Annotated in this window: 18 protein-coding genes and 2 tRNA genes; 13 read left to right on the forward strand and 7 right to left on the reverse strand. The window is 49.5% G+C overall.

The window, feature by feature from the left end:
• Positions 1-130 precede the first annotated feature (130 nt).
• The 6 genes from hemA (at position 131) to kdsA (ending at position 5,640) form a co-directional block, all read left to right on the forward strand.
• Positions 131-1,408, forward strand: coding sequence for a glutamyl-tRNA reductase (gene hemA / locus RSC70_RS01775; protein ID WP_025801847.1), 1,278 nt, complete (start codon positions 131-133; stop codon positions 1,406-1,408).
• A gap of 33 nt (positions 1,409-1,441) precedes the next feature.
• Entirely contained in the window at positions 1,442-2,524 is a 1,083-nt protein-coding gene (gene prfA, locus RSC70_RS01780; RefSeq protein WP_025801849.1) for a peptide chain release factor 1, read from the forward strand.
• Positions 2,524-3,360 (forward strand): peptide chain release factor N(5)-glutamine methyltransferase, encoded by an 837-nt coding sequence (prmC, locus tag RSC70_RS01785; RefSeq protein WP_332541494.1) that lies wholly within the window; start codon positions 2,524-2,526, stop codon positions 3,358-3,360. Before prfA ends, prmC begins: the two co-directional genes overlap by 1 nt.
• A 59-nt stretch (positions 3,361-3,419) precedes the next feature.
• Complete coding sequence (locus RSC70_RS01790) at positions 3,420-3,818, forward strand: SirB2 family protein (RefSeq protein WP_025801852.1); 399 nt, start codon at positions 3,420-3,422, stop codon at positions 3,816-3,818.
• Positions 3,815-4,624, forward strand: coding sequence for an invasion regulator SirB1 (gene sirB1 / locus RSC70_RS01795; protein ID WP_025801854.1), 810 nt, complete (start codon positions 3,815-3,817; stop codon positions 4,622-4,624). Before RSC70_RS01790 ends, sirB1 begins: the two co-directional genes overlap by 4 nt.
• A 161-nt stretch (positions 4,625-4,785) precedes the next feature.
• A complete protein-coding gene (gene kdsA, locus RSC70_RS01800; RefSeq protein ID WP_040045137.1) occupies positions 4,786-5,640 on the forward strand; it encodes a 3-deoxy-8-phosphooctulonate synthase in 855 nt (284 codons plus the stop codon).
• Between the two features lie 187 nt (positions 5,641-5,827).
• Here kdsA and RSC70_RS01805 read toward each other — a convergent pair whose 3' ends face one another.
• The 4 genes from RSC70_RS01805 to RSC70_RS01820 form a co-directional block, all read right to left on the reverse strand.
• A complete protein-coding gene (locus RSC70_RS01805; RefSeq protein WP_332541495.1) occupies positions 5,828-10,873 on the reverse strand; it encodes an Ig-like domain-containing protein in 5,046 nt (1,681 codons plus the stop codon).
• 787 nt (positions 10,874-11,660) lie between these two features.
• Positions 11,661-13,373, reverse strand: coding sequence for a C4-dicarboxylic acid transporter DauA (dauA, locus tag RSC70_RS01810; protein WP_332541496.1), 1,713 nt, complete (start codon positions 13,371-13,373; stop codon positions 11,661-11,663).
• Between the two features lie 1,160 nt (positions 13,374-14,533).
• Positions 14,534-15,010 (reverse strand): heme-degrading domain-containing protein, encoded by a 477-nt coding sequence (locus RSC70_RS01815; RefSeq protein ID WP_025801859.1) that lies wholly within the window; start codon positions 15,008-15,010, stop codon positions 14,534-14,536.
• A 183-nt stretch (positions 15,011-15,193) separates the two neighbouring features.
• Positions 15,194-15,559, reverse strand: a complete 366-nt coding sequence (locus RSC70_RS01820; protein WP_130998574.1) for an HMA2 domain-containing protein — start codon at positions 15,557-15,559, stop codon at positions 15,194-15,196.
• Between the two features lie 250 nt (positions 15,560-15,809).
• Between RSC70_RS01820 and RSC70_RS01825 the strand changes: the two genes are divergently transcribed.
• From RSC70_RS01825 to RSC70_RS01845, 5 genes are read left to right on the forward strand one after another with little or no spacing between them, the layout of a single operon-like run.
• The gene (locus RSC70_RS01825) at positions 15,810-16,142 is read left to right on the forward strand and encodes an HMA2 domain-containing protein (protein WP_234618381.1); all 333 of its coding nucleotides are present in this window, start codon (positions 15,810-15,812) and stop codon (positions 16,140-16,142) included.
• An 11-nt stretch (positions 16,143-16,153) separates the two neighbouring features.
• Positions 16,154-16,858 (forward strand): YtxH domain-containing protein, encoded by a 705-nt coding sequence (locus RSC70_RS01830; protein ID WP_332541497.1) that lies wholly within the window; start codon positions 16,154-16,156, stop codon positions 16,856-16,858.
• Entirely contained in the window at positions 16,842-17,156 is a 315-nt protein-coding gene (locus tag RSC70_RS01835; protein WP_004090330.1) for a hypothetical protein, read from the forward strand. Before RSC70_RS01830 ends, RSC70_RS01835 begins: the two co-directional genes overlap by 17 nt.
• Complete coding sequence (locus tag RSC70_RS01840; RefSeq protein ID WP_149228745.1) at positions 17,143-17,478, forward strand: YtxH domain-containing protein; 336 nt, start codon at positions 17,143-17,145, stop codon at positions 17,476-17,478. The genes RSC70_RS01835 and RSC70_RS01840 overlap by 14 nt, the downstream gene beginning before the upstream one ends.
• The gene (locus tag RSC70_RS01845; RefSeq protein ID WP_282806606.1) at positions 17,475-19,559 is read left to right on the forward strand and encodes a heavy metal translocating P-type ATPase; all 2,085 of its coding nucleotides are present in this window, start codon (positions 17,475-17,477) and stop codon (positions 19,557-19,559) included. Before RSC70_RS01840 ends, RSC70_RS01845 begins: the two co-directional genes overlap by 4 nt.
• Before the next feature lie 115 nt (positions 19,560-19,674).
• Here RSC70_RS01845 and RSC70_RS01850 read toward each other — a convergent pair.
• Positions 19,675-19,764 (reverse strand) — tRNA-Ser (locus tag RSC70_RS01850).
• A 249-nt stretch (positions 19,765-20,013) separates the two neighbouring features.
• On the opposite strand from RSC70_RS01850, the gene RSC70_RS01855 reads away from it, so the two are divergent.
• Complete coding sequence (locus RSC70_RS01855; RefSeq protein ID WP_040045131.1) at positions 20,014-20,439, forward strand: organic hydroperoxide resistance protein; 426 nt, start codon at positions 20,014-20,016, stop codon at positions 20,437-20,439.
• Between the two features lie 74 nt (positions 20,440-20,513).
• Here RSC70_RS01855 and RSC70_RS01860 read toward each other — a convergent pair.
• Both RSC70_RS01860 and RSC70_RS01865 read right to left on the reverse strand, forming a co-directional pair.
• Positions 20,514-20,603 (reverse strand) — tRNA-Ser (locus RSC70_RS01860).
• Positions 20,604-20,755: 152 nt separating this feature from the next.
• On the reverse strand, positions 20,756-21,937 hold the full coding sequence (locus RSC70_RS01865; RefSeq protein ID WP_282806605.1) for an ABC transporter substrate-binding protein: 1,182 nt from the start codon (positions 21,935-21,937) through the stop codon (positions 20,756-20,758).
• Positions 21,938-22,265: 328 nt separating this feature from the next.
• On the opposite strand from RSC70_RS01865, the gene RSC70_RS01870 reads away from it, so the two are divergent.
• Positions 22,266-23,747 carry a peptide MFS transporter gene (locus RSC70_RS01870; protein ID WP_332541498.1) on the forward strand — a complete coding sequence of 494 codons (1,482 nt, stop codon included), beginning with the start codon at positions 22,266-22,268 and terminating at the stop codon, positions 23,745-23,747.
• Positions 23,748-23,762 lie beyond the last annotated feature (15 nt).

A 23,762-nucleotide genomic window follows, 5' to 3' on the forward strand; every position in this document is an offset into this window, starting at 1 on the left:
TGTGCGTTGGCTGCGTTCAATCACCCGAATCACTTACTTGATGTAAGCCCATCGGGATTCGTTCTCTCGCCGCCTGCCTGCAACGCGAATTATTTAGGGTATCTGAAGCGATACTATTCGACGATTTGTCATGAGCCTGCTTGCACTTGGAATCAATCACAAAACTGCACCGGTAGCACTCCGTGAGCGGGTGACGTTTTCACCTGAAACACTGAACCATGCTATTGAAAGCTTACGCCAGCAACCACTGGTGCAGGCTGGCGTTGTGCTGTCTACGTGTAACCGCACCGAGCTGTATCTCAGCATGGAGCAACCGGAAGATGTGCCGCCGCAGGATCTGCATAAACAGATCGTTGATTGGCTGTGCGCTTACCACAAACTGTCCCCTGACGAAGTTAATAAGAGCCTCTATTGGTATCAAGATAACGATGCCGTGAACCATTTGATGCGTGTAGCAAGTGGATTGGACTCTTTGGTATTGGGCGAGCCGCAAATTTTAGGGCAGGTCAAAAAGGCCTATACGGAATCTCAACGTGAGCAGTCGATGTCTGCTGACCTTGAGCGTCTGTTCCAAAAAACGTTCTCGGTCGCTAAGCGCGTGCGTACGGAAACGGATATCGGTGCGAGTGCGGTATCGGTGGCTTTTGCCGCCTGTACGCTGGCACGCCAGATCTTTGAATCGCTTTCTGAAGTCAATGTGCTGCTGGTTGGCGCGGGTGAAACCATCGAGCTGGTGGCGCGTCATCTGCGTGAACATAAAGTGCGGCATATGATGATCGCTAACCGCACCCGTGAGCGCGCTCAGGCGTTGGCGGATGAAGTTAACGCGGAAGTGATTACGCTCCCCGAAATTGATGAACGTTTGGCGCAGGCCGATATCATCATTAGTTCTACCGCAAGCCCGTTGCCGATCATCGGTAAAGGCATGGTTGAACGCGCGCTTAAAGCTCGCCGTAACCAGCCGATGCTGTTCGTTGATATCGCGGTTCCACGTGATATTGAGCCGGAAGTCGGCAAATTAGCCAGCGCCTATTTGTATAGCGTCGATGATTTGCATTCGATCATTCAAAGCAATCTTGCCCAACGCAAAGCCGCAGCCGTTCAGGCTGAGCATATTGTGCAGCAGGAAAGTGCCAATTTTATGGCCTGGCTACGAGCCCAAGGTGCGGTGGAAACTATCCGAGATTATCGTTCACAGGCCGATCAAATGCGCGCCGAAGCGGAAGCGGAAGCGCTGGCCGCGATTGCACAGGGTGCCGATGTTGAAACCGTCATCCATAAATTGGCGCACCGGCTTACCAATCGACTGATTCACGCACCAACCAAATCTCTCCAGCAGGCCGCGAGTAACGGCGACATCGAAAAATTACAGGTGTTGCGCGACAGTCTCGGGCTGGACCAAAATTAGTTCCTCTTATTACATACAGGTAAATAGCCACGCATGAAGCCTTCTATCGTTGCCAAACTAGAAGCATTACAAGAGCGTCACGAAGAGGTGCAGGCGCACCTCGGAGATGCCGGAGTGATTGCCGACCAAGACCGTTTCCGCGCGCTGTCACGTGAGTACGCGCAGTTGACCGACGTCACTCGTTGTTTCCAGACCTGGCAACAGGTACAGGAGGATCTCGCCACGGCTGAGCTGATGCTAGACGATCCTGAAATGCGTGAAATGGCGCAGGAAGAAATTTCAGAAGCCAAAAATCAGATCGCTGACTTAGAACAACAGCTGCAAATTCTGCTGTTGCCGAAAGACCCAGATGATGAGCGCAGCTGCTATTTAGAAATTCGCGCCGGAACCGGCGGGGACGAAGCCGCATTGTTTGCTGGCGATATGTTCCGCATGTACAGCCGTTATGCCGAGGCACGTCGCTGGAAAGTAGAAGTGATGAGTGCTAACGAAGGCGAACACGGCGGCTTCAAAGAAGTTATCGCTAAAGTGATAGGCGAGGGTGCCTATGGGCGCTTGAAGTTTGAATCTGGCGGTCATCGTGTACAGCGCGTACCGGCAACGGAATCGCAAGGCCGAATCCATACTTCTGCCTGTACCGTTGCTGTCATGCCTGAAATTCCAGAAGCTGAATTGCCGGATATCAACCCAGGCGATTTGCGTATTGACACCTTCCGCTCATCGGGCGCGGGTGGACAGCACGTTAACACCACGGACTCAGCAATTCGTATTACTCACTTACCAACCGGTATCGTGGTTGAGTGTCAGGACGAACGTTCCCAGCATAAAAACAAAGCGAAAGCGTTGTCGGTGTTGGGTGCGCGTATTCGTGCGGCTGAAATGGCTAAGCGCCAGCAGGAAGAAGCATCAACGCGTCGTAACCTGTTAGGCAGCGGCGATCGTTCTGACCGTAACCGCACATACAACTTCCCGCAGGGCCGCGTGACCGATCACCGCATCAACCTGACAATTTATCGTCTGGATGAAGTGATGGAAGGGAAGCTGGATTCGCTGATCGAGCCTATCGTTCAAGAATACCAAGCGGATCAGTTGGCATCACTTTCTGAGCAAGACTGATGCGATTTGACCAGTGGCTAAAACAGGCGATTGACAGGCTGTCTACCGGTGAAAGCCCTAAGCGTGATGCCGAGATCTTGCTTGAGTTTGTCACTGGCAAAACACGTAGCTATATTTTAGCGTTTGGCGAAACCGTGCTTTCGTCAGAGCAGGCGCAACAGCTTGAGCATCTGCTGGCGCGCCGCGAACGGGGTGAACCGGTGGCTTATCTGGTTGGAGAGCGTGAGTTTTGGTCGCTTCCGCTAGAAGTGTCACCTGCGACGCTGATCCCTCGTCCAGATACCGAATGTTTGGTGGAAAAAGCGCTCTCGCTGTTGCCAGCAACGGCCTGTAGGGCGCTGGATTTAGGGACCGGGACTGGCGCTATTGCCTTGGCGCTCGCCAGTGAAAGGCCGGATAGCCAGTTTATCGGCGTGGATTATTCAGCCGATGCCGCTGCGCTTGCGCTGCGTAACGCAACACGTTTAAACCTTACTAATGCTTCGTTTGTCACGGGAAGCTGGTTTGAGCCAGTCGCCGGGCAGAAGTTTGCGCTAATTGCGAGTAATCCTCCTTACATCGATGAAGCCGATCCGCATCTATCGCAGGGCGATGTTCGCTTTGAACCTGCCAGTGCATTAGTGGCTCCTGAACACGGTCTGGCGGATTTACGCCATATTGTTGAATATGCGCCCGATCACCTCATCCATGAAGGGTGGTTGATTATGGAACATGGCTGGCAGCAGGGCGAAGCCGTACGCCAACTGCTTACGGCTCGCGGGTTTGAGCAGGTCGCCACGCAGAAAGATTATGGTAACAATGACCGGATTTCTTTCGGTCAGTGGATAGCCAAATAGCTGGAACACACGTCTTTATCGTGCCCAATGTCGTTGACTACAGAAAGAGGAAATAACGTATGGAAGCTTATATTGGGATAAAACATCTGCATTTGCTGACGGTGGCAATAAGCGTTGTGTTATTCATTCTGCGTTTCTTCTGGAAATGGCGTAATTCAGCTATGATAGAGCGCCGTTGGGTGAAGATTGCGCCACATGTGAACGATACCCTGTTATTTGTAACCGGTATCGCCTTGGTCTTTATCACTCGATTTTATCCATTTACCCCGCAGGGGACTTGGCTGACGGAAAAACTGGTCGGTGTTATTATTTACGTTGTGCTTGGCTATGTTGCTTTAGGCAAACGACCACGTAGCCAAAAAGTAAGATGTTTTGCTTTCGTGGCAGCACTCGTATGTTTGTACTTAATTATTAAACTGGCAATGACGAAAATGCCGTTGCTGATGGGGTATGTATGAGTTCCATAGCTGATTTTGAGTTTAACCGCTTCCCTCTGAGCGAAGGGGTTATTCTAGTTTCGCAAGCTATACGTCGTGATTTTCCTGCCGATACAGTGCGCGAAACATTGCAGCAGCTGACGGAGCAGGCGCTGGCGCATATCGATGCGGAATTAGATCAGGATCAGAAACTTGAGCAGCTAATCGATCTGTTCTTCAATGAGTGGGGATTTGGCGGCGTGGGCGGCGTATATCGTCTTTCTGACGCGCTCTGGCTGGATAAGGTTCTTAGCTCACGTCAGGGAACGCCGGTTTCTTTAGGCATTGTTTTCCTGCACATTGCGCACCAGCTTGATTTGCCTTTGCAGCCGGTCATTTTCCCAACTCAGCTGATTATGCGTGCAGATTGGCTCGATGAAGAAATGTGGCTGGTTAACCCGCTCAACGGCGAGACGCTCAACGAGCATACGTTAGAAGTTTGGTTGAAGGGCAATCTTGGCTTAATGGCCAGCCTTGAAGATACCGATTTTGACGAAGCGGAAAACAGTATGGTGGTGCGCAAAATGTTGAGCACACTGAAAGCGGCGCTGATGGAAGAAAAACAGATTGAATCTGCACTGCGCGCCTGCGAGGCCTTGCTGGAATTCGACCCTGAAGATCCATATGAAATCCGCGACCGCGGCTTGATTTATGCGCAGTTGGATTGTAATCATATTGCGGTTTCTGACCTCAGCTACTTTGTTGAACAGTGCCCAGAAGACCCTGTATCTGAAGTGATTAAGGTTCAGATACACTCCATTGAGCAGAAAAATATTGTTCTGCACTGATTTATTTTCCCCCATGAGTGCCAACTGCGCTGATGGGGTTTAAATTCGTTATTTTTGCCTCCATTTATTGATTCTTATGCCGGACGTTTTGTTATCGCTGTCGCAACAGCGATTTCAGAGCCAAAAGGTATACACGGTTACTTGAACATTAAGGCGCAAGCATGAAACAGAAAGTTGTCAGCATTGGTGATATCAAAGTCGCGAACGATTTGCCGTTCGTTCTTTTCGGTGGCATGAACGTGCTGGAATCGCGTGATTTGGCGATGCGTATCTGTGAGCACTACGTTACCGTTACTCAAAAACTGGGTATCCCTTACGTCTTCAAAGCTTCTTTTGATAAAGCCAACCGTTCTTCCATTCACTCTTATCGTGGCCCAGGTCTGGAAGAGGGCATGCGCATCTTCCAAGATATCAAACAGGCTTTCGGCGTTAAAATTATCACTGACGTTCATACGCCAGAACAGGCGCAGCCAGTTGCCGACGTGGTTGACGTGATCCAATTGCCAGCATTTTTGGCCCGCCAAACCGATCTGGTTGAAGCTATGGCAAAAACCGGTGCGGTGATCAATGTGAAAAAACCACAGTTCCTGAGCCCAGGCCAGATGGGGAACATCGTTGATAAGTTTGAAGAAGGCGGCAACGATAAAATCATTTTGTGCGATCGCGGTGCAAACTTCGGCTACGACAATCTAGTTGTTGATATGCTGGGCTTCGGCGTGATGAAAAATGCCTCTAAAGGCAGCCCAGTAATCTTCGATGTGACACACTCACTGCAGTGCCGTGACCCGTTTGGTGCAGCATCAGGCGGACGCCGTGCGCAGGTAACCGAACTGGCTCGTTCAGGCATGGCGATTGGTTTGGCTGGCCTGTTTATCGAAGCTCATCCAGATCCAGCCAATGCCCGTTGCGATGGCCCATCTGCGCTGCCGCTTGATAAACTTGAGCCATTCTTGGTTCAGATGAAAGCGATTGACGATCTGGTGAAAAACTTCCCAGAGCTGGATACATCTAACTAATCTTATTGAGATTTTAGTTAGGGTATAAAAAAGGCACGCATGATAGCGTGCCTTTTTTAATGGCGCAGGCAAGAAACCAGCAGGTAAGAAATAGGGGCAGAGAGTCAGTATCTGACGCTAAAATACAAAACGCCCGATGAAGTTCATCGGGCGTTATAGAGCGGGTAAGTGTCAACCTATATTAGGGCTAGTGACATTGAGCATCGTCCGCCCCATTCGAGAATGTATTTACCGTGCTGATCTTAGCTTGGCCTGATGTAGTGTCAATTTTAAACACGGTCCAATTGTCCCATCCATCCATGGTTGAATCTTGAGCGTCAAACTCCTGCGACGTTCCATCGGATAAATAAAGCTTAACTTTCGCTCCGCTGTTACCTTCAAAAGTATTATTTACAACGTAACAATACACTCCTGAATGCATACTATCTATCGTGATGGTTTCAGGGCCATAGCCGTTTTGGTCATCCTTATCCAGTTTTGCATCTGCACTACTCGGCGATTTAGCATTGTAGTAAACTTTAATTAATTTGGATGGATTGTCTACGGAAGGCACAAAGAGAATGGCATCTAGGTCATCGGGGGTTTTATTCCACGTGAGAACAATACGCGCTGCTTTGCCATCTAAATCCGGTGATAGAACAAAGTCATGCTGTAGGTCCGTTACCGTTTGTATATCGAGTGTTGAATCTAATGTGATAAAGCCGGTTGCGCTGGCTTTTGCTTGATAAACCCCCTGTGGAATACTGATCTTGTATTTACCGTCTGTACCGCTGGTTACGGAGTATTCCGCATTCGCGTTATTTTCAGATAAAGAAAAATCAATTTTGACATTCGGGATTATTGCGCCGTTTACCGCATTTCTGGTAGCCCCATGGACTTCCACTAACTGTTGTTTAAAGTTAACTTGCTTATCTGCGTTAACTACCGTTCCGTTTGTCAAGGATGCAGATACTTGCACTAATAATGCTTCTGTCGTGGTACTGGTCAGTACAATGGAGGCTTTGCCGTTAACGTCGGTAACGCTGCTTGTAGCCTGTAATGTTACGGCATTACCTTTGTCCTGAGACCAGTTCACTGTGGCATTCGAAACAAGATTGCCATGTGCATCTTTAACTATGGCGGTGTAGGTAAATGAATCTGACCCATTAGCTATTTTATCGGTCTTGCTGTCGTTAAGCGTGACGGTACTCACCGCTGCTGTTGTGATATCGGCCGCAAAGGTGGTATCCACCGTCTGGCTATGGCCGTTAGCCGTTGCCGTGACTTTGGTGATCCCTGCCTTTACGTTGGTGAGGGTAGTGGTAGCCAAACCTTGGTCATCGGTGGTCACCGATGTTGTGACGACTGTTGCTCCGTTATCTGCCGTGAAGCTGACAGCGGTATTCGGCACAGGGTTACCCGTGGCATCCGTTACTTTGGCTTGAACTTTGTTGCTGTCCGTACCGTTAGCTGTGGCCTTATCCACGGTTACGGTCAAGTCGCCGCTCACGATGGTCGCCGTGCTGTCGTCGGCGATAAACGTGGTGTCTACCGTTTGGCGGTTGCCGTTGATGGCTGCTGTGACTTTAGTTGTGCCCGCTGTAACGTTGGTCAGCGTGGTACTGGCGAGGCCTTGCAGATCAGTTTTGGCCGTTGCCGAGGTAACCGTTGCGCCATTATTTGCACTGAAGCTGACATCAACATTTGGTACCGCATTGCCTTGGGCATCGGTCACTTTTGCTTGAACCGCATTGGTGGCTGCGCCATCAGCTTTGGCGTTGTTAAGCGTTACGGTCAGGTTACCATTGATAATCGTAGAGGTTCCGCCGTCAGCCGCAAAGGACGTGTCCACCGTTTGGCTTGTACCATTGATGGAGGCCGTGACTTTAGTGATCCCGGCAGTGATGTTCGTCAGGTTGGTACTGGCAATCCCTTGAGCATCGGTCGTGGCGGATGACGTCGCGACGCCTGCGCCATTATCAGCCGTGAAACTCACCGTTGCGTTAGGAACCGAGTTTCCCTGCGCATCGGTGACCTTTGCCTGCACCGTATTGATATCTATGGCGTTGGCCTTCGCATTGTTCACGATTACCGTTAAGTTAGAACGGGTTATCGTTGCCGTGCTGTCGTCGGCGACAAACGTGGTATCTACCGCTTCGCTATGACTGTTAACCGTTGCCGTAACTTTGGTGATCCCCGCTTTGACGTTAGTTAGCGTGGTACTGGCGAGGCCTTGGGCATCGGTGGTAATCGATGTCGTGACGACTGTTGCTCCGTTATCTGCTGTGAAGCTGACAGCGGTATTAGGCACTGGGTTCCCATTGGCGTCCGTCACGGTGGCTTGAACTTTGTTGCTGTCCGTACCGTTGGCTTTTGCGTTGTTCTGGGTAACGACGAAGTTGCCCTTGATAATCGTTGCCGTTGAATCGTCCGGTGAGAAGTTCGTATTTACATTTTGATTTGTGCCGTTAACGGCGGCAACAATGTTTGTTGTCCCTGATGTCGTGTTACTTAAGGTTGTACTGGCCAAACCGTTGATGTCGGTTACCGCTGATGCAGTGGTGACTATTGCGCCGTGGTCGGCGGTAAAGTTCACCGTAACGTTGGGAACGGTGTTGCCATGTGCATCGGTTACTTTGGCTTGAACGGCATCCATTGCGGCTCCGTTTGCCAACGCGTTATCGGCGGTGACTTTCAGATTGCCAGAGGTAATCGTGGCCGTACCGCTGTCGGCAACAAATACCGCGTCTTTGCTGGCTGAATGGCCGTTGATCGTCGCTGTGACGACGTATTTTCCGGATGTGCTGCTGGTGACCATTGCAGTCGCCTTACCATCCGTGCCGGTGGTGCCGATCACCGTGGTAATGGTTGCGCCTGATGCTACAACAAAATTCACCGTGGCATTCGGCACAAGGTTTCCGTTAGCGTCCGTGACAATAGCTTCTACGTTGTCGGTATTTACACCGTTGTCCAACGCGCCGTTCGGATCAATGGTCAGATTACTATCGGTAATGGTTGCCGTTGAGCTGTCAGCGATAAAGCGGGTATCCACTTGGGCGCTGTTCCCCGAGTCTGGAATTTGGGCCGTCACAGTATAGGTCTCTGCCTTGAGGCTGGTGACCGTCGCCGTAGCGATCCCATCATCTCCGGTAACACCTATCACCGTGGTGATTTGAGCTCCGTTGCTGACGGTGAAATGTACCGCAACATTGGATACGGTATTTGCATTAGCATCGGTGATTTTGGCTGTGATCTTGTTGGTTGCGATACCGTTGGCAACGGCATCTTGAGTGGTTGTAAGATCGCCTTGCGCAATGGTTGCCGTTGATTTGCCTGCAACGAAGGTAATGACTTGGGTTTTGGTGCTATCGTTGATTCGTGCTGTGATCGTGGTGTCACCTCCGGTGAGATTAGTCACGAGGACGGTGGCTTGCCCTTCGGCGTCAGTGACTACGGTAGAACCTCCGACAAGAATTGCGCCATGAGAGGCACTTAACTCAACGGTGGCATTTGCCAGTGGGTTGCTATTACCGTCTTTAACGGTAACTTTGAGTTTATCGGTGCTTTGACCATCGGAAGGTGCGTTGTTATTGATAACTTCCAGATCGCTGATTTGTGCCGAAGCGGTATCGGTGACGAAGTTTAGGCGACCAGATAAGTAGTTACCGTTACTCATGGTCGCGGTAATCGTGCCTTCTTTAGCCAGCTTACTACGTACGTATATTGTTGCCTTTCCCAGACTATCCGTATTTGCTGTTAGTTCCTGACCATCAGAATGACCGTCTTTAAATAGCGTTGCCGCGGATTGGCCGGTGCTGTCTTTGAGGTCATCAATATTGAATTTGATCGCTTCTGCAACAGCCGGTTGACCCTGTTCGTCAACAACGATGGCCGTGACAGTGAAGTAATCAGTGTCATTAGCGGGCAATGAGCCTGAAGGGCTGATAATTAATTTGCTGATGACGCTTTTGGATGGCGCGACGTTGAGGGTGGTCGTTGCGGTGTTGGAGCTGTTGCCATTGTTATCCACACCAACGGCTTTAATGACATATTGTTGCGCAGCATTCGTGCGCTGGTTATACACGTATGTGGGCAACTTCACTTCCAACTGTGTGAGTGATAGTTGGCGGAATGTCCCACCGTTTGCGATGAATTCAGGCGATGCCGTCCAATCTACATCTTTTAGACCATATTTATCTTTCGTCACGGTGAGAGGAAGGATAATAGTTTCGGCGGCTTTGGCATTCACATTATCGGGCAACGTAATATGCAGCAAATCTTGCTTGCGATACTGCATAACAATTTCATAGTTGCGGTCGACAAACTCAAACATGCTGCCCTTCAGACTACGGAGTGTGTCTACCGAGTCGGGACTAATTTGTTGCTCCCACGGCACACCAAAGCGATAGGTAACATCAAGGCCGACTAGGCTTTCATTTTTATCACCAACGGAGTGCTCACCTTTCAAGGTGAGCAGTGGTACAGGTGTATAGTTCAGACCTACTGTCAGAGCTTTTGGATCATCTTTTAAATCGTCTGGATCCGTGCCCGTACCTAAATCAATGCCTGAGCCGAAGTATTGTTCATATTTAATGTTGGCGCCCAGTTGTGGGTATGAAGGCAAATAGGCTTCTGCTCGCAGGTCAAAGCCATTTGCAGGTCGTTCGTCATAATCTTCCATATCGGAGAGATGAGACTGGTGCCAGCCAGTCAGACCATAATAACTATTGGCAGCCAGCTTTAGGTAATCAGTCCAAGCTTCACCGCCTACGCCCAATCGCGCGTTTTTACCAGTGTAATCGTAGTCGTAGAAGGTATTAATGCCATATATCCAATCACCAGTATATTGGCGATAGCCGAGGCCTAAGTTAGCCGTGTTTCGATCTTCATTACCGTGCATTCCAAGCTGCGTAAATAAGAGACTGTCGTTATTTCCAATGATGGGAAGTAGTATATCTCCAGAAACCTTGCTGTCAGAATCGATACTGACGCGGGCTGTGCCCTTTTGATTCAACCAATCGTTAATTTGTTGGTTAATTAAACCTTCACCAACGCTTTTCGCATAGTTGATAGACGAGCTAGTAATGCTATCACTGGAAAGGATTTGTCCTGCCTGCATTACATTATCGCTATTAATAGCGTCGGGGGCAGGTGCTGGCTCAGGAGATTCTGTATTATTATTTCCTTGGGATGGAATGGTTTTATTTACAGTGTGATCGACCGTGGGTTGAGGCCCAAGAGTCGATTTCTTCATATTTTTATATTCATCTGCTCGAGCAACAGAGCTTGCGGAAATCAGCAGTGGAGTAAGGAGTTGAATAAGGATTATCGCCCATGAGGTAATTTTCATACCCTTAGGTGAAATTATTCCCCTCATTGAAATGCTAGAGTGTCTTGTGTTTTTTTTCATAGCGACTTCCATGTTGTGTATAGCATCCATCTTTATTTATCAAAGGCTAATGCTTTGCTTTGTAATGGAATTTAATTTTTAGTGAGTGAGGTTTATTGCTGATATTCATGTTATATGAATTAAGAAAAAGGAATTTATTTGAGAAATGATTGATTCCTTTCTGTAATTCAACCCCCGCATCCTTGCTAGGCTTTGTCTGTCATTTTTTCTGTGTATTATTTTTAGTTAATTATATTCGTAGGCAATATATATGAGGTCTAGCTACGATTAAATTAGAAGCGGGGATTCTATAGCTATCGTTAGCATATTACTAGATGCAATTATGTCTATTACTGCACATGGCTATGTATACTGGTTTTTATAGAATTTTGAGAAACTATGATGCTGATGGTGCAACGTAAATGTTTTTAAAACATTCTTTTTCAAGAGATGGTGAATTTATTTGCACTGCTATTTTTGGAATTATTATATTTATAATTGTTGGCTTTATGATTTTACTATCTGTTGATTTGATGTTGGTTGTTTTTTTCGTGAGCCCTCTGACGGTAAAATACAAAACGCCCGATGAACTTCATCGGGCGTTATAAGGCTGAAAAGCCTCAACCTATATCAGGACTAGGCACTAATAAAATCAGCGCGAAGAAGCTACGCTCTCGTTCAAATGTTTAACGGCGTCTGGCAGGGTAGAGAAGAAGGCGAGTTTGCCCGAGATTGGCGCGATCCGAGCGCGAGCAAAGGTTTTCAGCGGTTGGAAAGGAATATCGGTGATAATCAACTGTTTCCCTTCAGGTAACGCCTCAACGAAGCGCTGGAATGCGTTCAACCCACCTGCATCAAGCACGGGAACAGCGTCCCATTGCATGACGATGGTATTGTAATCTTCACTTTGTACTAACAGCTCAGAGAAAATCCGCTCGGCGGCAGCGAAGAATAGCGGCCCGCTAACGCGTAGCATCAGCGTTGACGTCTCGGCTGATTCACTTAGCACGCTTAAGCGCGTCATCCGTGCAATACGTCGCATAAACAGCAGCGACGCCAGCACAATCCCCACCGTAATCGCAATCACCATGTCGAACAGCACCGTTAATGACATACACATCAGCATAACGATGATGTCGTCTTTGGGTGCGCGACGCAGCAGATAAACGACTTTATGCGCTTCGCTCATATTCCAAGCCACCATTAACAGCAGCGAAGCCATTGCGGCCAGCGGCAGGAAGGAGAGCCACGGCGCGAGCACCAGCAGGGCAAGGATCACCAGCAGTGAGTGAATAACGGCTGAGATCGGAGAGGTTGCGCCCGCACGCACGTTAGCGGCTGAGCGCGCAATCGCCGCCGTAGCGGTGATACCGCCAAAGAAAGGGGCTGCAATGTTACCGAGTCCTTGACCAATAAGCTCGCCGTTTGAATTATGTTTTTTGCCTGTCATACCGTCGAGAACCACGGCGCACAGCAGGGATTCGATAGCGCCCAGCATCGCCATAGAGAAGGCCGCCGGCATCAACGCAGTCAGCGTGTTCCAGCTTAAATCAATGGGCTGCCCATTTCCCGATGGCAGATTCCACGGCAGCACAAACTGCGGCAGGATCGGCGGTATGCCTTGGCCTTGGGAGCCATCTGCTAGCAGGTAGCTAAAGCGAGAACCGATAGTGGCTACGTGGGTATCAAATAGCGCAAAAATACCCATGACAGCCGTGCCGGCCAGCAGCGCTGGTAAATGTCCCGGTAAACGCAGTCCTAACCGAGGCCAGAGAATTAATACTGCCAGCGTGGTTGCGCCAATCAGCGTGTCTGCCCAGCTAATGGTGGGCAGTGCCTGTGCTAACGCAGCGACCTTCATGAGATAGCTTTCTGGCACGTGTTCGAGATGCAAACCGAAGAAATCCTTGATTTGCATGGTTCCAATGGTAATCGCAATACCAGAGGTGAAGCCCAGAGTGACGGAAAGGGGGATATATTCAATCAGACGGCCAAAACGAGCCAGTCCCATCAGCAGCAAAAACACCCCAGACATCAAGGTCGCTAGCAAAAGGCCGGATAGACCAAACTGCTGCGACACCGGATAGAGAATCACAACGAAAGCCGCTGTTGGACCTGAAACACTAAAACGTGAGCCGCCGCTTAACGCGATCACGATACCCGCAACGGCTGAGGTATATAAACCATATTGAGGCGGTACGCCGCTGCCGATGGCAAGGGCCATCGCCAAAGGAATAGCAATAATACCGACGGTGATGCCGGCAATAATATCTTTAACAAAGCGCTGTGCGTTGTAAGGCTCACGCCAGCAGGCTTCTATTAGCGCGCTAAACGGCATCACGCCGTTAATTTTATGCGTTTTCATTATACGAATTGTTAGCTAGTGACCTAGCTCCCTAAGAGAGGTTCAACGACTACACCATTGGCATCTGGCCAAATGGACTCCCGCTGGTGACAAAATGGGCACAATTTTGGTACACCCCAAGCCTGCTTCATTGCGATAAATCCTATGATCCACACAAAAGAATCACTCAAGCGACGAATCGCTTTTTAGCCGGAAATAACGAATAAAACAGAATCTCAAAGAAGGGCACAATTTCTAACCACTGTTTTCATCAGGCCTAGAACTAGGCGACTGAATCAACCACCATCCATGACAGTTTACACCCAGTTGGCAGAGGGTGCCTTGACTAAAGTCTATAACTCTCGCTCAAAGTCGAAAAAAATCTGGTTTATCAATCTCAAAGAGTCAATCAAACTTGACGCCTAGGTAGCGCACGCTCTCTCTAAAAAGAGAGAGGAAAAGAATGAGATATATTAGTGGTAATTAAAAGTGGAATAAAAATCCTATATTGACTCTTATGATAATATTTATTCTTATTAGAAGATAAATTCGCATGAATTCGGCGTTCGTTAAGCCATTTTTCGCTTTTAAACATGGCTTATCTACCAGTGAAACTATTTTTAGTTGATTATTACCACGCATCTATTATCGACTATTAACCTTTAGCTAAGTCTATAAACCGCGCTATTAATGACGTGTTGCTAGGCCTAACTGTGAGTTTATCAATTGCCTTTTACTATTATTTTAAGCAATGGAGTTTGTGAGTGAGCTATTCGTTATCAGCTAAGTTGTTTGTTTTCATGGTTTTTTTATTAATTATACTAAGCGCTTCCGCGTTAACCTATCTGATGAATAATTAGCCAGCGTTTATGGGTGTTGGCATGCAAGCCTTTTTGAGATGAACAACAGAGTGCAATTTTTTAGTTAAATGACGCATGCCTATATTATAGATGAAGAGCTAATATATATCGGTGCGAATACCTAATTCAGACACGGGTTGCTAACGGCTAATTTGCAGAAACTCGCCGTATCGGTAGTGGCATTGCTGGTGAATAACGTTATTTCTTTGTGATAGTTCCCGCTGTTTATGGCTAAGCCATTGCTCAATATTGATAGTATATTGCGTCACAGCAATGGCGAAGCGATATGATGCTAATCTCTGCTTTTAGTGAGCATGCTGGTTAACGAGCGGTTAACTTGAGAAAACGAGATATTACGGTTGTTACTATCTGGTGATCGTCGAGTTGCGGAGCACCGGAAACCGTGATGGTTCCTACACATCCAGTGTCCTTAATGATCAGCGGAAAGCAACCGCCGTGCGCGGCATAGTCATTTAAACCTAAGCCGTAGCGTTCCTCTAACGTGGAGTTGCGTTGCTGTAGGCGTAGGCCGATGGCATAAGAGCTTTTGTGAAAGCGATTGACCACATTGCGCTTTCTGCGGATCCATTCAGCGTTATCTGGTGATGTGCCACGCATCGCGTAATGAAACAGCGTGTGCCCAGCTAACTGAATATCGATACTGACGGCAACGCCGCGGCGCTCTGCTTCGGCTTTTAGCTCAGAGCCAATTTCCCATGCGGTATCGGTATTAAATGAGGAAAACTGCAAGCTGGCTTCTTCTGCGGCAAGCAGGGCTAATTCGTCTTCAGTATTCATTGCGTGTTTTCCTTCATCTAAAAATGGCAGCATAACGTTTGGTATAGCACAGAGCTAGACCGGTTAGTTATAACTCAGCACGTTCAACGTTAATCCAGCAGCGGTGCTCATCAGAGATCTTATTCGCCAGATAGCAAAACGCCGTCTCTGCGGGCAGAAACGGCGTTTAAGAAAGAGTCTAAATTAGCGGGCGAGGGCGGTAACGGCGCTCACCAGTGGGCCACCCACGGTACGCTTTAAGGTCAGAATGGCGATGCCTTTAACTAAAGAGACAGCGCTACGGCGGATGGTGCTATCGATGTAGTCTTTGTCTTTTTGCACAGACAACCAACCCATACTCTCAATCTGAGCTAGCAGAGTGGCTGCTTTTACTTGCTTGGAGTCAAAACGAATCGCCACCGAGCCCGCGTAAAGGCGATGGGTGATCTCTTCAATTCCGTCTGTCGCTTGCAGTTGCTTGATCGCTTCTTTGATCAGCTTTGGATTGCGCTGAATAAAATCCGAACGTACACGAATGCGATTTTGAGTTTGGTGCAGGTAAGGTGACATGTGGACCTCATACATGATAACCGTAATGAGAATAATTTATATTAATGAAATCACTCTGTCTATCCCTTGCCGACTTTTTCCGCACTTTCCGATCGTATCAATTCTCACTTTCGATCATTAATTGATGGACCGCAAACATAGCGCTAAAACCTTATTTTTAGTGTGAATACCTATAGCTTTATACGATAGATTAGCCCTAGACATCCAAAGTGCTTTGTACTTGAACGCCAATGACGAACGGGATTTTTTCATGCAGTTAGAAGATTTAAGCGGACTCATGACGCTACGTCGCTTTGTTGAGGTGGCTCATCATATTCCAGGGCGCATCCGTTTGCGCTTCACCAACCGCCTGATTTCAGGTCTGAGTAAGAACAAACTGTCTGCACTTGAAGAAATATGCCATCCAGAGGGCTATTTGCGTAGCTATTCATTGAATACTGCCACGGGAAGTCTGGTGCTGGAATACAGCGCTGCGCATATCTCACCCGCAACGCTCAATCAGCTTTTCGGCGAAGACGATGCTCTCGCTCATCAGGCTCTTGAGCAGATTTACTCCACTCTTTCACATTCAGAAAGCAAATAAGGGATCACACTATGAGTAACGACAACAATAACCCAATGAATCAGGGTGCACCTTATTATCCACCGTTTGGCTATCCGTATTACCCGCCAATGCCTGAAATGCAACAACAGCCTGCTCAGCAGATGCCTCCGCAGCCGCAACAGCCGCCGATGGGCTGGCCACAGCAGCCGGTTTGGTATCCGCACATGATGCCGGGATTCCCTCCAATGGGTTACCCAATGCCGCAGCAGCCAATGATGCCACATCCGCATCATCCACATCACCATCATCACGCTGCCGCACCGGGATTTGACTGGAGCTCGCAGGCACAGGGCATGGTTGAAGGCATGATGGGTGAACAAGCGGGTTTGCTGAAAAACATCATCAGCACCATTGGTGCCGACGATAAAGAGTTCTGGAAAGGCGCGATGATCGGCGCGGCTGCCACGCTGCTGTTGACCAATGAAAGCGTACGCAACATGTTGATGCAAACCGTGGCTAACGCAGGTGATTTGTTAAAAACCGGCGGTGCGAAAGTGAAAGATGGTGTGATGAGCGGAGCAGAAACGATTAAAGAAACCGCAACCACCAGCAGCACGATTTTCCGCGACACGCTAAAAGCCGGTAAAGAAGGTTTCACTGAGTCTGTAGAACGTCATCGCCAGCCTGCGCCTGCTGCCGCTGCGATGGTCGAAGGGCAAGAGTCTGAAGGAAACCTGGATGAGCAACAATCGTGATGAATTAAGTTCTGTTAGCCGCGCATTGATTGCTGGCGCCTTGGTAGGAACGACGACGTCCTGTATTGAACAGTGGCGTAGCTATCAAAACGGTGAAAAAAGCCTGAATCAAACGGCGGCGAAAGTGGTGAGCGATGCCACCAAAGCGGGTTTGGTCAGCGGTGCCGTCATGGCGGTAGCCAGCGCTACGGCAGGCCGCCCGCTCCTAACAATGTTGACCGTGATCAGTGCCGGTGCAGCCGGACTGTATCTGATGGATGCAATGAAAAATAAGGAAAACGACAATGAATCAGCCTAACTATCCTTATGGTTATCCGTATTACTACTACAACAATGGGCAAGGCTACGTTAATCCACAGCAGATGCCTGCGCAGCCTGCTGCTCCTCAGCCTGCGAACTATCGTCAGGCAAATGGGCGCACTCACTTGCTGACCGGCATGGTGGCAGGTGCGGCCATTGCGTATTTATTGACGAATCGTCAGGTTCAGCAGGGCATCACCACCACGGCGAGCAAAGCATGGGGAACCGTGCGAGGCGAAGTTGAGGAGCTTAAAGAGCGTCTGGCAGATTTACAGGCTGAGCTAGATTATTACCACAGCAAGGAACAGGACGCCGAGTGAAAGCTATCTCTCCTGACATGATTGTTGTTGTACACCGTCTGCCAGGGCGTATGCGCGTGCGCGTTCCTCAGCTCCGCACCATGCCAGATTGCGCGGCATGGCTAAAGCGTCAGCTGCTTTCATTCCCCGGTGTCACGGGGACACGCCTGCGGCCTGAGGCACGTTCGGCAGTCATCACCTATGACGTGGCGGCGACCAGCGATGAACAGCTGTTAGCCAAACTGCGCAGTCTAGACTGGGCGCAGAGATCCGAAGGCGAATACGAAACCGAATACTGTGGCGGCGATAACCTACTTAACATCGGTGGGTTAGCGCTATCTCAGTTGTTGCCAAAAAAATGGGCGGCGCTGCCAACCTTATTGCTGACGTCATCAACGTTGAGCGAAGGGGCGCATCAGCTTGCCCAGCGTAAGCTGAAAGTGGAAGTGCTAGACGCGCTGGCGCTCGGATTATCGATGGCGCGTGGTGATTATCGTACCGCGATGCTGACCCAATCATTGCTGACGCTTGGCGAATATATGGAGCAGCAAACCAGCCGCCATTCTGACGCGCTGCTAGCAAGCCTCATGCAACCGCGTGAGCATCCTGTTTGGGTTGAACGTGATGGGCAGAGCGTTGAAATTCAGTCTGAAGCCTTAGTGAACGGCGATGTGATGCTATTGGGGCCGGGCGATAATATTCCCGCCGATGGCACCGTGATTCGCGGCGTCGGGTTAATCAACCAAGCGTCGATGACCGGTGAGGGCGTTCCCGTTCGCCGTGAAGTCGGTGCGTGGATTTATGCCGGTACGCAGGTGCAAGATGGCAATATCGCCGTTCGCGCTGAGCGCGTGGGCGATGATTCTTCCACGGCCAATATTCGTCGCTTTATCACCGACTCGCTAAGTCAGCGCAGCGAGACGCAGAAGGTCACGCAGGAAATGGCCGATCGCCGCGTGGCGATCACCATGGGCGTGGGCGCAGCGGTATTTGCGATGACCCGTGACTGGCAACGTCTGGCTTCAGTATTCTTAGTCGATTACTCGTGTGCGTTAAAACTCAGTACGCCAATTGCGTTCAAGTCGATCATGTATCGTGCGGCGCGCAACGGCCTGCTGTTGAAAGGCGGTCGTGCAATCGAGCAGTTGGCTGCGGTTGATACCGTCGTCTTCGATAAAACCGGTACGCTCACCCATGGCGACATGCTGGTGACTGATGTGGTGAGCTTCGATCCTGAGCGTACGTGGGCTGAGCGTCTGCTGGCCATTGCGGCCTCGGTTGAAGAGCACAGCAATCATCCATTGGCGCGTGCGGTGGTAGCGGCGGCAGAACATCACGAGTTGCCGCACATCAACCACGGCGAAGTGGAATATGTGATTGCTCATGGCCTGTTGAGTGAGCTAGACAATCACCAAATGGTGATTGGTAGCCGTCACTTCCTCAGCTGTCACTATGATATCGATTTTGCTCCGTATGCGGATGAAATTGCCGAGCTTGAACAGCAAGGTCGTCATCTTCTGTTTATCGGTTTAGATAATCAGCTCGTCGGCATGATTGGTCTACAGGACAACGTGCGTGAAGAGGCCGCTCAGGTGATTGCACAGCTGCGCGAGCATGGCATCAACAACGTTGTGTTGTTGACCGGCGATAAAGCGGAGAAAGCGGAGCAATTAGCCGCGGAACTGGGTATAGACCGCTTTTATGCGCAGGCAACGCCAGAAAGTAAAGTTGAGGTTGTTCGTCAGTTACAAGAGCAGGGACACCGCGTCTTGTTCGTGGGCGACGGTATCAACGATGCTCCAGTGCTGACGCAGGCAAACGTGGGCTTAGCCATGAACCAGAGTACGGAGCTGGCTCAGCAGGCAGCAGACGCCGTGCTGTTGCAGGATCACCTGCACGGTATTGTGGCTGCGCGTGAGCTCTCTTTGGAAGCGATGAAGCTGGTCAACAGCAATATTCGTCTGACGGAGTGGGTGAACAGTTCCATTATGCTAGCTGCGGCGCTGGGCTGGTTAACGCCAACCGCCAGTGCGTTGCTGCATAACGGTACTACGCTGGGTGTGCTATTGCGCTCTTTGGCAGCCAAGAACGCCGGAAAGTAGGTAGCTATCGATTCTCGGCCTAACGGAATAGTGTGAGGCCGAGAGTCATACCCCAAACCTAAATTTTAGATATAAAAAAGCCCCGAATTTTCATTCGGGGCTTTTTTATAGAATATGGCGGTGAGAGAGGGGTTCGAACCCTCGATACGCTTTCGCGTATACACACTTTCCAGGCGTGCTCCTTCAGCCACTCAGACACCTCACCGTTTTGTTGCCGTGCTATGCACTGCAACGGGGCGCTACTATAGGGATTCACCCACTCAGGGTCAAGAATAATTTCAGTAAAAACGCACGTATGGCGAGGGAATAGCCAATCAGAGTGCTCTGACATCATCCTTGGCCGAGATGTACTACAGTTACCTGATGAAAGTGACCAAATGAAAGTTATCAAACAAAGTTTTCAAGCCAGTTCTCTCATAATCACAATTCTCTAATCAGCCAAAAGGAAAACGTTATGTCGATTGAAAAAGTTGTCTATCGTGCAAAAGCGAAAGCCACAGGCGGCCGAGATGGTCGTGCTACCTCATCTGACGGCGTGTTAGATGTGAAATTGGGCGTACCAAAGGAAATGGGCGGTGCAGGTGGTGCGGTGACCAATCCAGAACAGCTCTTTGCCGCAGGGTATTCGGCCTGTTTTCTCGGTGCGCTGAAATTTGTGGCCTCAAAAGAGAAGGTCAAAGTTCCCGCCGACGCGCAGATTGAAGGCACAGTGGGAATAGGCGAAATTCCAGGAGGCTTTGGGATTGAGGTTCAATTGGATATCAGTTTGCCAGGTATCGAACGCAGCGTGGCGGAAGAGCTGGTGAAAAAGGCTCATCAGGTATGCCCATATTCCAACGCCACCCGCGGCAATATTGATGTGAAGCTGAACGTCATTTAACCATTCAGTACGAACGCCTGAATGACAAAAAGCAAAAAGCCCTGAATTTTTATTCAGGGCTTTTTGTTAGAATATGGCGGTGAGAGAGGGGTTCGAACCCTCGATACGCTTTCGCGTATACACACTTTCCAGGCGTGCTCCTTCAGCCACTCAGACACCTCACCGTTTATCGCGACGTCGCCGTTGCGATGGGCGCTAATGTAGGGAAAACAGCGTGATGCGTCAACTTTATTTTTATCAAAACCAACTGTTTAGCTAAACAATCAGCAGATTGTTGTTTTCCTCAACGATAGCTGGCGTCTTTTACAACATTCCCTCAGTGTCCGTAGCGTTTTTGCCATTCAGCGTCCAATGCCACTTGCCACGACGGATGAGGTTCCGCGATGGCGCTAAACAGCGGTTTCTGCTCGGTGAATAGCGCACGCTGAGCCTGTGGTAAACGCTCAACGTCTAACACGCTAGGATCTCCCCATTGTTGGCTATCGGCCTTACGCGCCTGTGCTTCCGGAGACATCAGGAAGTTGATCACAACCTCAGCAGCGGGTTTAGCGCGTGCGTTGAAGGGGATTGCTAAGAAATGCACGTTGGTGAGTGCACCTTGATTTAATGCGTAAGTTTGCGCATCGGGCGGCAGGCTACCGGCGGCAATGGCCGCAGGCGCAATGCCAGGGTTAAACGTAATCGCCATATCAAGCTCATTATCGTTAAACATCTGGATCATCTGGGCATCGCTGGTTGGGAAAACTTTCCCTTGTCGCCACAGGAATGGATGCAGAGCGTCAAGATATGCCCACAGTGGTGCCGTATCACGGGCAAACTTTTCTGGTTCGACCGGTTTGTCTAGTGCAACGCCAGACGTTAATCCGATCAGCGCTGTTTTCAAGAAACTGGAACCGTGAAATTGAGGAGGGCGCGGATAGGTGATTCGCCCTGGGTGAACTTTCGCATAATTAAGCAATGCGGAAAGATCGGCAGGAGGATTCGGTGTGGCTTTTACATCATGGATAAAGACCAGTTGCCCGACGCCCCAAGGCGCTTCCAATCCGTCGGTTGGTACGGTGAAATCCTGCGTTACCGGTAGTTTTTTATCCACCCATTGCCAGTTGGGTAAAGCCTGTACGAATGGGCCATACAGCAGCCCATTCTGTTTTAAGGCATTGAAGTTTTCGCCGTTAACCCACACTAAATCAGCGCTGCCATTTGCGGTATTACCCGCGGCTTTCTCTGCGCGAATGCGGTTGACCGTTTCGGCAATATCAGCCACTTTTACCTGTTTTAGCGTAATGCCGTAGCGGGTTTGTAGCTCGGTTGTGGCCCAGTCGAGATAGCTATTCACCTGCGTGCTACCTCCCCAAGCGTTGAAATAAACCGTTTGGCCTTTTGCCTGTTGCTGAGTTTGCGCCCATGCAGTTGTGGGTTCGGTTGCATCGGCGTACACCGTAGGGGCGAGCAAACACAAACTGGTCAAAAGGGTAGGGAGTAGATTTCGCAGACGCATAATCAGCCTTAGCAATATTGAAAACCAGATTGTAATGGCCTTTGTATATAAAAACATTAGCTTCAAGCCATATACAAGCCATATAGATGAAGGTGTCGTAAGTTTTTAAAACCAGTAAACATGAATAGTTACGCCATTAAACTGGATAAATAATGACTAAACAGACGAAATAACAACATTAGCTCTGGTGTTTTGGATATTTATCCCGCTAAATGAGAGTGAGGCTTGAACAAAAGATAACGGAATAATAGCCAACAAGCCCGCCGAGCCTAGGCTCAGGTAACTCTCAGGAAGAGTGTGTACAACATCATTTAGCAAGGGGAAAGCGGTGAGCTCGACGACACCCATTCAACCAACTTCACACCGCAGCGCCATTCCGGCTGGCTCTGGTGCTCTATTCTTTATCCAAACCTTTTCAACGCTTGGCTTTGCCGTGCTTTACTCCACCTTGGTTCTCTATGCGACCAAGCGCTTAGGATTTAGCGAAAGCGATGCCAATGCCATGATGGGCGTATTTGGTGCGTTTAACTATGGTCTCCACCTGTTTGGTGGCTATCTCGGCGGCCGTTGCCTAAGCAACCGTAACCTCTTTATTTTAGGTATGGTATTGCAGGTCATCGGCTGTTACATGATTGCAGAGATGGGCGTATCTGGCCTGTATTGGGGATTGGCGATGTTCCTCACCGGCAGCGGATTAAACGTCACCTGTCTGAACATGATGCTGACTCAGCGCTTTGCGCCGGACGACGATCGCCGTGAGGGCGCATTCCTTTGGAACTATGCGGGCATGAACCTTGGCTTTTTTGCTGGTTTTGCCGTCGCGGGTTATTTCCAACTCAGTGAAAACTATCGCGCACTGTTTTTATTTGCCACCATCGGTAACGCAGTAGCCATTCTGGTGACGCTGTCGCGCTGGCAAATTTTGGCGGACATCAACACGCCGCTCAAGCAGGCATCGCGAAAATCTTTCTATTTGCGAATGCTAGCGGGCCTAGTTGTGCTGGTGGCATTAGTGCCGATAATTCGTGTGCTACTGACCCACGCCGATTTCAGCAGCTATTTTGTGGTTGTGCTCGGCATCCTGATTTTCATTATGTTGTGCATTATGACGCTGCGTCATCGTGAAGCAGACGAACGTCGCCGCATGGTTGCCTATCTGATTTTAGCCGCGGGCTCCCTAGTATTCTGGTCGCTGTATCAGCTGGCACCAATGGGGCTGATGTTATTCTCTGAGCATAATATCGATCTGAATGTTTATGGCCTGCGTGTGGCGCCTCAGTGGATCCAAAATATTAATACGGTAGTGATTGTCGTCGGTGGACCGCTGATGGCACTCCTATTTAAACGCCTACGTGAACGTGGCTTAAACATTGATATACCTTTGCAATTTTGTGCCTCACTGTTTTGCATGGGATTAGGTATGCTGGTTCTGCCGCTGGGGATCCAACTTGCAGGCGGTGATGGTTTAGTCGCATTCAAATGGATTGCGTTGAGCTATGTGCTGCAAAGCTTTGGTGAGCTGATGATTTCGCCGATTGGTTACGCGATGATCGGCAAACTGGCACCGGCACGTCATCAGGGTTTGATGATGGGCTGCTGGATGATGGTAACCGGTGTGGCCTCCGTGCTGGCCGGATATGTTTCGGGGCTGATGCCGCAAAATAGTGGTAGCACGCCGTTGGAAACTAACCCTGGCTATAGCAGCGTATTCAATGCGCTAGGCTGGGGTTCTGTCGCTACGGGCGTAATGTTGGTGTTGTTAATTCCGCTGCTGCGTCGATTAATTGCCCAACAGCGTCAGGCTAGCTAATACCGCAACGAGCGA

Origin of the sequence: Hafnia sp. (assembly GCF_036648275.1) — a bacterium.
Taxonomy (GTDB): domain Bacteria; phylum Pseudomonadota; class Gammaproteobacteria; order Enterobacterales; family Enterobacteriaceae; genus Hafnia; species Hafnia alvei.

Coding starts and splice junctions, on each gene's coding strand:
- hemA (WP_025801847.1), top strand. CDS start 131: ATGAGCCTGCTTGCACTTGGAATCAATCACAAAACTGCACCGGTAGCA.
- prfA (WP_025801849.1), top strand. CDS start 1,442: ATGAAGCCTTCTATCGTTGCCAAACTAGAAGCATTACAAGAGCGTCAC.
- prmC (WP_332541494.1), top strand. CDS start 2,524: ATGCGATTTGACCAGTGGCTAAAACAGGCGATTGACAGGCTGTCTACC.
- RSC70_RS01790 (WP_025801852.1), top strand. CDS start 3,420: ATGGAAGCTTATATTGGGATAAAACATCTGCATTTGCTGACGGTGGCA.
- sirB1 (WP_025801854.1), top strand. CDS start 3,815: ATGAGTTCCATAGCTGATTTTGAGTTTAACCGCTTCCCTCTGAGCGAA.
- kdsA (WP_040045137.1), top strand. CDS start 4,786: ATGAAACAGAAAGTTGTCAGCATTGGTGATATCAAAGTCGCGAACGAT.
- RSC70_RS01805 (WP_332541495.1), bottom strand. CDS start 10,873: ATGAAGAAATCGACTCTTGGGCCTCAACCCACGGTCGATCACACTGTA.
- dauA (WP_332541496.1), bottom strand. CDS start 13,373: ATGAAAACGCATAAAATTAACGGCGTGATGCCGTTTAGCGCGCTAATA.
- RSC70_RS01815 (WP_025801859.1), bottom strand. CDS start 15,010: ATGAATACTGAAGACGAATTAGCCCTGCTTGCCGCAGAAGAAGCCAGC.
- RSC70_RS01820 (WP_130998574.1), bottom strand. CDS start 15,559: ATGTCACCTTACCTGCACCAAACTCAAAATCGCATTCGTGTACGTTCG.
- RSC70_RS01825 (WP_234618381.1), top strand. CDS start 15,810: ATGCAGTTAGAAGATTTAAGCGGACTCATGACGCTACGTCGCTTTGTT.
- RSC70_RS01830 (WP_332541497.1), top strand. CDS start 16,154: ATGAGTAACGACAACAATAACCCAATGAATCAGGGTGCACCTTATTAT.
- RSC70_RS01835 (WP_004090330.1), top strand. CDS start 16,842: ATGAGCAACAATCGTGATGAATTAAGTTCTGTTAGCCGCGCATTGATT.
- RSC70_RS01840 (WP_149228745.1), top strand. CDS start 17,143: ATGAATCAGCCTAACTATCCTTATGGTTATCCGTATTACTACTACAAC.
- RSC70_RS01855 (WP_040045131.1), top strand. CDS start 20,014: ATGTCGATTGAAAAAGTTGTCTATCGTGCAAAAGCGAAAGCCACAGGC.
- RSC70_RS01865 (WP_282806605.1), bottom strand. CDS start 21,937: ATGCGTCTGCGAAATCTACTCCCTACCCTTTTGACCAGTTTGTGTTTG.